Origin of the sequence: Desulforadius tongensis (genome assembly GCF_016907915.1) — a bacterium.
Classification (GTDB): Bacteria; Bacillota; Desulfotomaculia; order Desulfotomaculales; family Desulfohalotomaculaceae; genus Desulforadius; species Desulforadius tongensis.
In genome coordinates this window covers 1-13,368 of the sequence record NZ_JAFBCW010000013.1, presented here as the reverse complement: position 1 = coordinate 13,368, position 13,368 = coordinate 1, and the positions used below count along the sequence as shown (strand labels likewise).

At 44.3% G+C, this 13,368-nt stretch carries 9 protein-coding genes, 1 pseudogene and 1 CRISPR repeat array; of the genes and pseudogenes, 2 read left to right on the top strand and 8 right to left on the bottom strand.

The features are described from left to right. Window positions 1–77 precede the first annotated feature (77 nt). Window positions 78–452: a carbohydrate-binding protein gene (locus JOC37_RS06725; protein WP_204617438.1), complete on the bottom strand. Its 375-nt coding sequence runs from the start codon at window positions 450–452 to the stop codon at window positions 78–80. 175 nt (window positions 453–627) lie between these two features. On the opposite strand from JOC37_RS06725, the gene JOC37_RS06720 reads away from it, so the two are divergent. Continuing rightward, complete coding sequence (locus tag JOC37_RS06720; protein WP_204617373.1) at window positions 628–1,425, top strand: hypothetical protein; 798 nt, start codon at window positions 628–630, stop codon at window positions 1,423–1,425. A gap of 80 nt (window positions 1,426–1,505) precedes the next feature. After that, window positions 1,506–3,714: direct repeats of the CRISPR family, unit length 36 nt; unit sequence GTTTCAATTCCCAGAGGGAATTATTTTTGTTTAGAC. A 281-nt stretch (window positions 3,715–3,995) separates the two neighbouring features. On the opposite strand, the gene cas2 is transcribed toward JOC37_RS06720, so the two are convergent. The 7 genes from cas2 to cas6 form a co-directional block, all read right to left on the bottom strand. Then, window positions 3,996–4,316, bottom strand: coding sequence for a CRISPR-associated endonuclease Cas2 (gene cas2 / locus JOC37_RS06715; RefSeq protein WP_204617371.1), 321 nt, complete (start codon window positions 4,314–4,316; stop codon window positions 3,996–3,998). 41 nt (window positions 4,317–4,357) lie between these two features. After that, window positions 4,358–5,998 (bottom strand): CRISPR-associated endonuclease Cas4g/Cas1g, encoded by a 1,641-nt coding sequence (cas4g/cas1g, locus tag JOC37_RS06710; protein WP_338017353.1) that lies wholly within the window; start codon window positions 5,996–5,998, stop codon window positions 4,358–4,360. Between the two features lie 64 nt (window positions 5,999–6,062). Further along, window positions 6,063–8,243, bottom strand: a complete 2,181-nt coding sequence (gene cas3 / locus JOC37_RS06705) for a CRISPR-associated helicase Cas3' (protein WP_338017357.1) — start codon at window positions 8,241–8,243, stop codon at window positions 6,063–6,065. Next, the gene (cas5b, locus tag JOC37_RS06700) at window positions 8,227–8,874 is read right to left on the bottom strand and encodes a type I-B CRISPR-associated protein Cas5b (protein ID WP_204617368.1); all 648 of its coding nucleotides are present in this window, start codon (window positions 8,872–8,874) and stop codon (window positions 8,227–8,229) included. The genes cas3 and cas5b overlap by 17 nt, the downstream gene beginning before the upstream one ends. A gap of 14 nt (window positions 8,875–8,888) precedes the next feature. Then, window positions 8,889–9,887 carry a type I-B CRISPR-associated protein Cas7/Cst2/DevR gene (gene cas7i, locus JOC37_RS06695; protein WP_204617366.1) on the bottom strand — a complete coding sequence of 333 codons (999 nt, stop codon included), beginning with the start codon at window positions 9,885–9,887 and terminating at the stop codon, window positions 8,889–8,891. A gap of 22 nt (window positions 9,888–9,909) precedes the next feature. Then, on the bottom strand, window positions 9,910–11,274 hold the full coding sequence (cas8a1, locus tag JOC37_RS06690; RefSeq protein WP_204617364.1) for a type I-B CRISPR-associated protein Cas8b1/Cst1: 1,365 nt from the start codon (window positions 11,272–11,274) through the stop codon (window positions 9,910–9,912). A 36-nt stretch (window positions 11,275–11,310) separates the two neighbouring features. Further along, window positions 11,311–12,039 carry a CRISPR system precrRNA processing endoribonuclease RAMP protein Cas6 gene (gene cas6, locus JOC37_RS06685; RefSeq protein ID WP_204617362.1) on the bottom strand — a complete coding sequence of 243 codons (729 nt, stop codon included), beginning with the start codon at window positions 12,037–12,039 and terminating at the stop codon, window positions 11,311–11,313. A gap of 373 nt (window positions 12,040–12,412) precedes the next feature. Here cas6 and JOC37_RS06680 point away from each other — a divergent pair. Beyond that, window positions 12,413–13,368 (top strand): annotated as a pseudogene (locus JOC37_RS06680) (hypothetical protein); the annotation flags it as partial.

Genomic DNA, 13,368 nt, shown 5'->3' with positions numbered 1-13,368 from the left:
ATTATTTTCTATAATTATGAAAATTAAACAAAAAAAGGGGCATGATTATTCATGCCCCGCACAAGAAAATTTATAATTTAACCGTCGTGAATTTCAAAACTCCAGTTTACCCCGTTATTATTATCCCAGTTATGAGCGCTGTCGTGAAAGCAGAAATTAAACCGGCCGCTTATCTCCGGCATGCGCAAAGTTTTTACAAAGCCAAAACCGGTTTTGGCCATGCGCAAATCCTGCACCCCATGCCAACGGGTGGAATCGCCAAAACCGTAGTGTAAATAAACGCTGTCAGCACCGCTGTCAGCCAATAATCCATTATAAAAAACCACTATTTCTTCCCCTGCCGTTATGGGAACGGGATCAACCACCACACCGCCGGGGTATTCTGCATCCCGCATATTCCTCAATCTATAAGCAGCGGTATTGCCGCTGCCAAAATTGCTGCCGCTGGCCAGAGTAAACACCTCCTTAAAATTTATTGCAAATTTAGTATTGGAAACACGATACCTTTTTATCACAGGAAATTAAAGAACAAATGAACAAGTTATAACAATAAACGAAAGCTCGTAACATTATTGCCAACCAAACCATATAATGTAAGAGCAATATATCCTTAAGGAGGGAACTTTCGTGAAACAGGGCTATGAAGATATTGAGTTCAATGAACTGAGTGCCGATATGCAAAAAGAAATAGAAATACTGAAGAAAATAATGCGCTATCTCTATGCAATTTTAGATAACAATCATCACTGCGGGCTGCCTAAGATAAATCAATGTCTCCATGATGTAGATAATAAACTTAATTACATGCTGGATAAAAGATCTAAATACGGCCTCTACGAAATTAAAAAAGAGATCAGGCAAATTGAAGATTTACTGGCCAGGGAACTGGGTAAATTGGAAAAAATCAAGCATCTGCTCACCAACCGGGAATTCGGATTAAAAGAAATTAAAAAGGAAGTAAAAGAAATCGAATGCATCATAAAAAACCCGGACTATGGATTAAAAGAAATCAAAAAAGAAATTCAAGATATTGAAGATATGATAAACAGTCCATCCTTCGGCCTCTCGGAAATAAAACAAGAAGTGGGGGGCATTGAAGATATTATTCTCAGCCCCACCGTTGGATTAAGCGAAATTAAGTCAGAAATTTCCGCCATTCATGATGCCATATTCAGCCCCACCTTTGGCTTATCAGAAATAAAAAGAGAAGTTAAAGATATTGAAGATAAAATCTGTGATAAAAAATTCGGCTTAAAAGAAATTAAATGCGAAATTTTTGATATTGAATGCAAACTTGACAGCCCGGAATTTGGATTAAAGGAAATTAAAAAGGAAATAAAAGAAATTGAATGCAAACTGGACTGGATTATTAGACACATGAAAGGTTACAAAGAACCCAGGCACCACAAGGACTGCGGGTGTTAACGGATAAAATTATTAGCTTCAATAAAACACCAAAACACCGCTTTCAGGTTGAAAGGTTTGAAAGCGGTGTTTGTCTTCAACCTGCAATTCCCAGAGGGAATTATTTTTGTTTAGACGAATGAGGATTTCTAAACTCTAAAGTCTGACCATACGAAAAAGTTTCAATTCCCAGAGGGAATTATTTTTGTTTAGACTAACCACATATATAGAGTGATCAGAAACAGTGATACGGTTTCAATTCCCAGAGGGAATTATTTTTGTTTAGACATGTTTGGTATAAAACCATCATTTCTATTTAAAATAAAGTTTCAATTCCCAGAGGGAATTATTTTTGTTTAGACGGTTTAAGTGATTTCAGTATACCGGTACCGGTTTCTCGTTTCAATTCCCAGAGGGAATTATTTTTGTTTAGACATCGACTGGACGCCACTGGACAGGGCCGGGATGCCAATCGTTTCAATTCCCAGAGGGAATTATTTTTGTTTAGACTCTTAAGGCTGTCAACGATTCCCTCAGCTACAGTACCGTAGTTTCAATTCCCAGAGGGAATTATTTTTGTTTAGACTAAACGGCAGCCCGAGTGAAACAGTGAGAATAGGGGTGTTTCAATTCCCAGAGGGAATTATTTTTGTTTAGACAGTTTTTAAGAAACTCTTTGAACTCTTCATCGTCAGCTTGTTTCAATTCCCAGAGGGAATTATTTTTGTTTAGACTTCCTTCTAAGGCAATGGTTTCACCATCTATGGTAAAGGCGTTTCAATTCCCAGAGGGAATTATTTTTGTTTAGACGCCGATGAGATAACTCATCACAAACCCTATGCATAGCAGTTTCAATTCCCAGAGGGAATTATTTTTGTTTAGACATACTATGGAAATCGCCTTGATGCAACGCTTTGTCAGGGGTTTCAATTCCCAGAGGGAATTATTTTTGTTTAGACAGGATTTCTAAACTCAAGAGCCTGACCATACGAAAAAGTTTCAATTCCCAGAGGGAATTATTTTTGTTTAGACAAAATAGACCGTATGGGCAAAAAAATAGCTGCATACGAAAGTTTCAATTCCCAGAGGGAATTATTTTTGTTTAGACAAACAAGAGCTTTAACACTTTGTAAAGAACTTTTGTTTTTTATGTTTCAATTCCCAGAGGGAATTATTTTTGTTTAGACTGAAGTAATGAGGGTAACTGTTGCTGAGAGGGGATTAATGTTTCAATTCCCAGAGGGAATTATTTTTGTTTAGAGAGTTTGACCATACGAAAAAGGTACTCTTTCAATGGGGTTTCAATTCCCAGAGGGAATTATTTTTGTTTAGACGTATCGTCAGGCTCGTAGTTTGCTTTGGGGGAAAGGTGGGTTTCAATTCCCAGAGGGAATTATTTTTGTTTAGACCAACAAGTACTCGGCGCGGCTTCCGCCATTGAAGAGGTGTTTCAATTCCCAGAGGGAATTATTTTTGTTTAGACAGGCCCGGTGATGCTTTAGCAGAAATGGCCTATCGCTGGTGTTTCAATTCCCAGAGGGAATTATTTTTGTTTAGACAACGAACCCGAGGCGCCCAACAGTTCACAGCAACCGGGTTTCAATTCCCAGAGGGAATTATTTTTGTTTAGACTTGCTGAGAGGGGATTAATCGAGATGCTTCGAGACGAGTTTCAATTCCCAGAGGGAATTATTTTTGTTTAGACGTGGGAACCCAAAAAAAATTGAAAAATTTTTTTTGGGTGCCCTGTTTCAATTCCCAGAGGGAATTATTTTTGTTTAGACGGTACTCGGTCATGGCCATAGTCTTCCCACGGCCAGGAGTTTCAATTCCCAGAGGGAATTATTTTTGTTTAGACGGGCGTAAGCACAGGAGTGCTCACGCCCCCCTGAGCCCAGCAGTTTCAATTCCCAGAGGGAATTATTTTTGTTTAGACACGCCACTTCAGAAGGAACAGAAAACGCAGGAATAGCATGCAGTTTCAATTCCCAGAGGGAATTATTTTTGTTTAGACCCCATAAGTCGCCTCATACCAAGCCTGCTGCAACCAATGTTTCAATTCCCAGAGGGAATTATTTTTGTTTAGACTGCACTATTCAGTTGGATGATGGCCTTGAGTTTATTACGTTTCAATTCCCAGAGGGAATTATTTTTGTTTAGACGCCCAATGGCAAATGGGCTGCATGGGATGATGCTGAACTGTTTCAATTCCCAGAGGGAATTATTTTTGTTTAGACAGAAAACTTTCAGGAGTTTGGACATGCCTGGGGTTTGGTTTCAATTCCCAGAGGGAATTATTTTTGTTTAGACCTTTTGGTCCTCGGGCCTTGTAACTCAAGGGCTATAATGGCTTTTTGCGAGCACCTATCAGCAAGAGCATATATCTTTCCATATCTTAGCTAAAGCAAAATAACATCAAGGCGATATGAATCTTTTTCCACCTCCTTAGTTCGCCACCAGCGCAGGTTTTCCTGCTTGCTCGCCCAAAAAAGTTTTTTGCGAGCAACCCCGGGGTTTTTTGCACAGCCCAGGGTGCTCGATAAGAACTATTCTTATTTAGGCTTGATTAACCGTTATTACTTTTCCTTTTCTTAAATATCGCCTGCATCATCCTCATTGGCTAAATCTCCACCAGTTATTATATATAATCCATCTCCAAATGGGTCGAAAGACATCCCCAAGCGGTCTACCCTACCGCTGCAGCGGGGACACTGGCGGTAAAAGATGATGCTGTCTTCGTTTTTTTTAATCAAACTGTCCAGTTTATATCTTAAACTCAACACATCTTCTTTGCGCAGCCGGCATTCAAATACACTGTACTGTACGGGTACTCCATAGTCTTTCAATGTTTTACGCACTTTTTCCCTGCGCCGGTCGTCCCGGATATCATAGGTAATAACAATATTTTCCATACTATCATTTCCATATTATCGTAATTATCGTACTTTTAACGTTATCTAATAACAAACGGTATATATTCGTCAAGTTCCCCCATAATCACCTTGGCCAAAAAACGAGCTTGCATTTCAAACACCCGCATATAGGGCAGCTGGTATTTAAACAGCGGATGGGTGATTTTTTGCCGGCGCCGCTCTTCATAGGCACGATAGAACTTTTCCCGTCCCAAGCGGTTAAGAAAGCATCCGCCCATATTATACTCAAAATTTCCTTCTTCCATCATGCCGCGATTTAATAGGCCTAAAACCACTGAATCGACTACCACAGGACGGAATTCCTCCATAATGTCCAGTGCCAAAGCAGGTCTGCCGTACAAAGGACGGTGAAAAAAACCAATATAAGGATCGAAACCGGCCACGTAAGCGGCAGTCAGACAGTCTTTAACCAACAAAGTATATCCAAAACTAAGCATGGCGTTTACCGGATCCTGGGGCGGGCGGCGGCTGCGCTTGGTAAAGTCAAAGGTAATATCATGCTTAATCAACCTGCCCAGCACTTTAAAGTATTCACGGGAGCCGGCACCTTCAAGCCCCAGCAGACGTTCCTTATCCCGGACACTTTTAACATCCTTAATGATAACCGCTATTCGCCGGACGGCATTTTCTATTGCCGGATCTTTTAAATCCCGGTTGTAGCGCAGCAGCATAGTTCGCATGTTACCCAGTTTCCCTCTGACAAAGGCTCGGGATAATGCAATGCTTTTGGCTTCTTCAAAATATAATCGGTACTGGGCAAGCCGCAGGATTGAATTTCTGGTCAACCCAGGAACCAGCGCCCCCTGAAACTTGCCCCTGGTAGAGATAAATGATACGCCTGTGCCATGTTCAAGCAGTTTCCTGGCCGCAGGAGTAGAAAGGTTAACCCCGCCCACCAGCACTACTTGATCAACATTACACAGCGGCATATCACAAATAGTTTCGTCCTGCCGGGAAACCACTAAGCGATTTCCCTTTTTGCGTACGTAAGCTCCTGGGTCGTCCACGTACAGCACCCGGCCCAGATTGGCTCCGGGCACCGGGCGCTTAGGGCGCAAACCCGTACCTTTTAAATACCTGGTTTCATCAGGCAGACACCTTTCTTCCAGAGCGCATCCCCGGCAGCGGTTATCACCCAGCGGTGGCGGTATTTCACCTGTTTCTATCATCCCCCGGGCTCTGTCAATTGTTTGAACAACGAGTTCCCTCAAGTCACTGCTGAGATAAACTTCTCGACGAGCATGGGAGCCGGCATAATACACAAATCCCCGTTCAATTCCCGCACCAAGTTTTTCTTCCAGCAGCATAGCCTGGGCACAAAGCTGAACATCATCATTAATGTTGTCACCCATTTTCCCTTTTTTATATTCTACAGGATATAATACGCCCGTTTTTCTTTCCTCAACAGCATCCACCACACCTATTAATCCCAGTTTTTCCGAAGCAAGCATAATCGATCGTACCTGCAGGGAGTTTTCTCTAATTACCCGCTCCCGGCTGCTGCGGCGTTCTTCTTGCAGTCGTCCTTCCAACACGTGGGCGTTGGAATCTTCAGCAGCTTCCATCACTCTATAATAAAAATTGCGCGGGCAATAAAGTATTTCTGCCAGTGCCGATACAGGCAAGTAATGTTTTTGTTCACCGGCTTCGATTAATTGCACGATAAAAACGACCCCACTTTAATTACATAATCTTACCAATAATCCTTGCCCATATTTTGGCCTGTTATACCATTAACCCAAGTTCATTGTCATACGGAGCAGCAACCACCCATATCCCGTGTTTTTTTTCTATAAGGCCTTTATGACGCAGACTGTGAAATCTTTTTAGTCCTATCGGTACTTCAAAGCCCATAGCTTGAAAAAATCTGCCCTGCTGCAGCAGGTCAATATATTGCTCTGCAAACTCACACGGCACCACCTCCACGCGGTCAAAGAGCTTATAAAACTGTTCAGCTTTTTCTCTTTCCTCAATAAAGGGTACAATCTCTTTTTGTAAATTACTAAAATGCTTGGCAACCATTGTGAAGATTTGCCGGTCATCTGCCGTATACCCGCCCTGATAAACCTCATCCACCATTTCCTGTACTTTAGACTCCGATACCAATAGTCCGTCTTTCAATAGACCCACAGTCTTTTTCACCAGATCAGAATTATAAATGTAATGATCGTACTTACCACCGTTTGCAAAGATGAATACCGGTGCCACACCCTTTGAACCGTAACGGTTCACTCGCCCAAATCGCTGCACCAGAGCATCAATGGGAGCAGGTTCGGTGTATAAAATATCAAAGTCTATATCCAGGGATACTTCCACCACCTGAGTAGCCACTAACAGTTCCACACCGGCCAATGCCTTTTCTACACGCTCTCGATGCTGTAGAGTCATGCGCGAATGCAGCAAAGCAGCATTACGAGCAGCCCCGCTTAATGTGCAATAAGCATCTTGCGCTGCAGATACGGTATTACAAATCACCAATACCTTTTTGCCAGTACGGATATCTTGTGTTATTACATCTAAATTATCCCGCCAGCTTCCCGGCAATACCTCGACCCGGTGGCGAATAATACGATCCAGTTCCTCCTTGTGCACCACAAGTTCTGTTTCTATAAAAAGTTCGTTTTTAAACATATCTTTAATAAATGCGGGCAAAGTAGCTGACATGATCAGCACTCTGGCACCAAATTCTCTCTTCAACCTGGCGGCCATTGTCAGTACCAATGCAGTGGTACGGGCGTCGTAAGCATGAATTTCGTCAAAAATAAACAGGGCACCGGCCATTTCGGCCATATGCTGTTCAAAGCCCTTAACTCCAAAAAAAGCTCTTAACATCTGAAAAGGTGTTAAAACTTTATACGGCTGGTATATTTTACGGGAAAGAGATGCCATTTTTCGGGCACGCTGTACAGCAGCGCTTTCATCGTCTTTTTCCGCCAGTTCCCGGTACAGGTAATACGCAGCACGACCATGCAGCATAGCAACATGATCCTCACCGGCAGAAGCTGTTATACGGGACAAACGCCGGTACATAGCGTTTATACTGGCATTATATGGAAGAATGTAAAAAACCCGCTCCCCGATATCGCTTTTTTGATTGCCCTCGGCCCATAACAATGCCGCCTCGGTTTTGCCAAATCCCGTAGGGGCCACCATAAAAGCACTACCTCTTGTTTTTGCAGCACACCACTGCAGCTTTTTTAGTTTTTTAAAGGGAAAATAACGTTGTATCTCCTCAACACTCGGAATCAATGACGTACGCCCGCCGGAAGCCAGGTGGTCACAAGCTGTAAGTAATCCCTTGAGCCACAGCCCGTATACGCCGTGTACCAATCCCATTTCTTCTTCCCGGTATTGATTAAGATAAGGCACCACATGGTAGCGATAAGCATCTTTCAATTCTGTCACTGAACCGGGAACCCGATGCCGTCCTGGTTCATATCCTAAGTACCGACGGGCTAAAGCGGGTATATTGTCCCACATCATTTGCAGATAGCCCCAGTTTTTTGTCAGCTGAGTCAACCGGTCATAGTAGTCTTGCTCTCCCGGTCCGCCAACGGGCAAGGTGGCATGACGGCTTCGCAGGTAATAAAGATCCCGATGATGACTTATCACCGCCAGGGCAATAGCCTGAATAGCTTCTTTATCATAAAGCAAAAGCCCCGCATGAGCAGCAGAAAGCACTTCGTGACGGTAACCCCAAGAGCGCCCCTCAGCCAGGAACTGCTGCCAGCCAGCAGCCGCCTTGCCCAGATCATGTATAAAGATGGCATAAAAAAGGTGTTCAAAAAAATCAGGCACCCCGCAAAGCCGGGGCATTACTGCAAAAACATCCATTATCCCGGGTAATATGGCCAGGCACTTCTCCGTATGTTCCAGCAGTGTTTCACCGTCAGACTTGGCCTTCACTGTCAACAAAGTGCAGGTACACCCCCCGACCTGCTTGCGTATCCATCCACAGATCCTCTCGTTCCAATTCCAGACGCTCCGTCACTAGGCAAAACAGTCGGGTGCCCAAGGCACGCCTAGGCAAGTCTTCCGAAAAATGGGTGGGCAGTGCCTGTACAATACCTCGCAGGCCGTCGCCGGGAAACGGCATGATAGTGCCTTCCACAATCACCGAACCCTTGGCTGGTGCCAACTTAACAGCTTCTACAGAACGTACTGAAGCCAGATCCCCGGACCTGCCAAGCAGCAACGGGTGTGCCGGTCGGCGAAAATTTTCGGCCAATCCCGTATCTGTTATATACAAAACCAACTCCGGTTCAAACAGGATTTCCCGGCGGCAAATATTTTGCTTTGCCTTTAAATTAGAACCTATTTCATAAATTGTTTCAATATCTGTACCCTTGCCCTTGCAGCGGAAATAATAGCCCACCGCCGTATCCCCCGGTCCCATGGGTCTGCCGGCGGCCGCTGATATAATACCGTAAATCGTAGATAGGGGCGGTACCGGCAAACTGGGCTGATAACCCACAATGAATATGGGATATCGAAAAGATGCAGTCCAGGCAGTAATAACTATTCTGAGAACTTCCACTGCTACACACCCCACTAGGAACCATGTGTTCCGTAATATTCAGCTACGCAGCCGACAAAAGCCTCAACCATTTCATTGATAGAGCCATAACGCACCTCTACCCCATCTAAACTCTGCTGCGTAAATTCACGTAAACTTTCATCGATTTCGTCCATGAACCCCTTACGCCGTCCGATAAAAACCGGAGACAATACATCCCTGGAATAGTCCACCAGCACTTCTTTCAATGCTTCAAGGTTGATATGAACCTGTCCTTCCCTTTCATTAACCACGTTCATCAGTATATGATTGCCGCCGTCCAGTATTAAGAGGATCAGAAATTTCGGCGTAACGTCAGTTAGATGACCGGTTTGTTTGGCTCCACCGGCCATATACGGCAGCACCTTTATTACATCCGCAGCTCTTTCGGCCCTAGTCTTTACGGGCATTTTCACCTCGTCTTTATCAACCACAGCCCCGCTGTCCCGCCACTCTTGTTTTATCTGGTCAATATTTTTATAGCCCGTTTTATTAATAGCAGTAAATCGCCCCACCATATCTAAGTCCAGGGAAAAAATCCCTTTAAGTACGGTGGAATAAAACTGGTGTTCATAAGGCACCGGGTCGCCTTCCTGCCTAGCCATAACGCCAAAATCCTGTACCGGTACCTGGGGCGTTACGGATACCAGCGGGGAGCATTTCAGCGGTGAAAGACGCGTTAAAGTAGTGCGCTTTTCAGCTCTCATATAGCCAAAAACATCGTCATCGGGATATTTGAACGGGTCAGCAGCAGTATAGGCAATTTTTTTGTTTATTTCCACCGGCGACATGTGCCAGCCACGTTTTTGCATCAGGGCATTGCGCCACCAGTAACGCCAAGCCTGGGGTGAGACATACGGATAGACACTGCGCCCGCGGCGTAATACTTTTACAGCTACAGCGTTTTCCGTACCTAACCCTGAATCCAAGCCGGCATTGTTTAAAGCGGAATGAGGAGCATCTATTAAAACTAAACCGTTAACCACACCGGACATAATTGATTCCTCCTTAAATTAATCATATTTTCTCAGCGGTTTCAGGTTCATTTTCCGCCAATATGTCTTTCTTATCCTGCAGCCAATCGTGCAGATTTTCATATATTCTAAACAAAATCAAATCCAGGGTTTCTCGCCAGTTCATACCGTTTTCAGGAAACAATTCTTCCATATACTCATCCAATGTAAAAAGCGGCTGAGCAGCACCCAAAGCCAGGTGGTCTTTAACTAACAGCTTTAAAACACTGCGCAATCCCGTATAGCTGGAAACCCGCTCAAGCTGTCCCAATCGTTTGAGCCGGTCGGTTTGGCGAATAGTCAAAGCTATCTGATCAGCCACCCGCTTAATGGTATCTACACGTTTTTTATTCATTCTTCTCACCTCCCGCAGGTAAAGACTGAATAACACCCAACTGCTGCGAGCCAGTCTTTCTTTCCGGTTGATAAAAAAGGCCACAATGGACTGATCAGCAAGCAACCGCTGGTAAATAAGATTACGTACTTTTTTGCTGGCTGCTTCCTCATCCTTTTCTTTGGCGGAGAACTGAAATGCACTGCGCACCAGCTGCCGCCACTGCCCCGCATCGGAATGTTGGTTTACCAGCACCAGGAAGCGAAAAACTCCCGAGGGCAGGTCGTAATAGGCCAGTTCCGGTCCCTGATTATAGTTAGTGAAATGATAAAGCCGGATGACTGGATTTTCTTCCAACCAGTTTTCTTCATAAGTAAGCACCAGGTTTTCGACAATATTAAACAGTGCATTGACAGGGTTGGTAAACCTTTCATTATACACGCCGGTGAAACTGCCTGTGGCCACCTGATTGTCCAGATTTTTTAAGCACTGCCTGGCCCATGAGCGCATTACCGCGCGAGAGCCGGTATGCAGCAGCAGCAATTTGCCGCAGGCATAGTAAACCAGGGGGCTGAACTGTACCGCCAACGCACAGGCCGAGCAATAATCAGTACCCGGACGCGCCAAGGGGAAGAAATTGAGCAGCTCACCCGAGCCGGTGAGGGGTATGTAGTCCCGGTAGAAACGCATATCTTCATCCATATCCCGCCGACCGCAAGCTATACAATTGCCTGTATCGCTTCCCGGCGTTATGCGACCGGCCAGCTGCTGCAGGCCCTCAAGCACCACCTCTTTCTTTTTGGCCGACCGGGGATGGGTAATGCCGGGGCGGTTAGGAAACACCGAGTATAGTGACCTGGCCCAACCGTCGGTAGAGTATACTTTTGCAAGCAGAGGCAATTTTTCTTTTATATCCGCTACGGTTAGTTCTTCGGGATTCTTTCTGCCGGCCAGGATAGTCATAGCGTAAATGCCCGCATCCACAAAAGGATTACCGGTAGGATGATAAATTGACCGGTATTTGCCTGCGCTCATATTTTCACCTCCCTCTAAGGGCATAATTAATGCATATCACTTAATTACTGGTTTTGTGCATCCCAGCCCCATGGTTACCTTGTAACCCACAGATGCAAAACCAGCAAACCGGGTCAGGGCATGAACCTGTAAAGCCATGTACTCAGCGTATTTTGCCGGCAAAATATAGGTACACCGACCCATAAAACCAGCTATCATATATTTTTCAAAATGTACCATTGAGGTGTGTAAGGCATACTTTTTAACCCGTACAGCAGAGAAATCAACGCCATCAAACAACTGCAGAGGGCTAAAAGCATTCCACCGGTGCAGTAGGCTGCCGAAAACACGCTCAGGCAGAGGAAAAAGAATTTGAGTACCTTTTTGCCTGAACGAGGTGGGAGTATAAAACTCCAGCGTAAAATCACGAGATAACGCAGGCTTGTCCAGAATATTCCGGTAAGATACACCACCGGGGTGTTCTTCTACAGCTTTAGTACCGGTAAATACGCCCGTACCCAGCCGTACCGTGCGGCCTGACCATGCCTGCGCCAGTCTCCCGACCAACTCTACCATTTCTTCGTTTAGGCAGGAAATGGAGAAACTATACTGTTCTCCTGCCCTACAGAGAGAAAAAGCCCCCTGCCTATCCCACTGCCCCTGCGGTGGCTCTAACGCAAAAGGTTTGTCCACCCCTTCATGCAGCCGCACAGCCGCTCCGGCATCCAGCTTCTTGAGCATACCAAACAGCATTCCATGCAGTTCGGCACCTCCAAGTCCCCGCACCGCACCAGGCTCTGTGCAAACAAATGTAAATTTATATTTTTGCAGCAAGGTATCACCAATCTTCATAAGTAGTTTTTCAATGGATTTCTCATGCAGTATTCCCGTATATCTATGGAAATACAGTTAATATTTTTATTAATTATATACAAATTCCACACCATAAAAAGAAAATCCTACCATTTTCCGTATTATATTACAGCTTTTACATCTAAATTTGGTGAACCAATGCAAAACAATATTTCATGGAAAAAATGGACAGATTTCGGCAGGATAGTTAAAAGTGGGTTTATTCTCATTTTCAGTGCTTAAAAAGTAACAATACCCATCTTTTGTCATATTATGTAAGAGCAAATTTATCAAGGAGGGATCTTACATGCGCTACAACGGGAGCGGGCCGCCCTTTGATACAGAGGGCTCAGATTACCAAAGAGACCTGCAGGTGCTCAAAAAAATGGCCCTGTGCTTAGATAATATACTTAACGACAGGCACAAGTACGGCCTGCCGGAAATCAGAAGAGAGCTGGAAAAAATTGACCATAAACTAAATTACATGCTCTGCAAAAAATCGGAATACGGCCTTTACCATATTAAACATGAAATTATTAACTGCGCCCGGAAAATTAAACGCCTGCTGTCTAAACTGGATAAGATTGAAGACCTGACAACCAATTCCGCACTTAAATTAAAAGATATTAAAGAAGAAGTGCATAAAATCGAAGATATAGTGACCAGTAAAAGTTTTGGTCTTAAAGAAATCAAGTGTGAAGTAAGGCAGATTGAAAAAAAACTGGATAACCCGGTGTTCGGCCTGGAAGAAATCAAATCCGAAGTGGCCTCTATCGAAAATAAACTGGACGGCATAACTTTCCCGCTGGATATTTTATCCGAAATTAAAAACGAAGTCTCCATGATTGAAGGCAAACTGGACAGCCAAACCTTCGGCCTGGAAGAAATCAAGTCCGAAGTTTCTGCCATCCAAGGCGCTGTCTTCAATCCTGCCTTCGGACTGGAAGAAATTAAATCCGAAGTGGCCTCCATCGAAAATAAACTGGACGGCATAACTTTCCCGCTGGATATTTTATCCGAAATTAAAAACGAAGTCTCCATGATCGAAGGCAAACTGGACAGCCAAACCTTCGGCTTAGAAGAAATCAAATCTGAAGTTTCCGCCATCCAAGGCGCTGTCTTCAATCCTTCCTTCGGTCTGGAAGAAATTAAATCCGAAGTGGCCTCTATCGAAAATAAACTGGACGGCATAACTTTCCCGCTGGATATTTTATCCGAAATTAAAAACGAAGTCTCCATGATCGAAGGCAAACTGGACAGCCA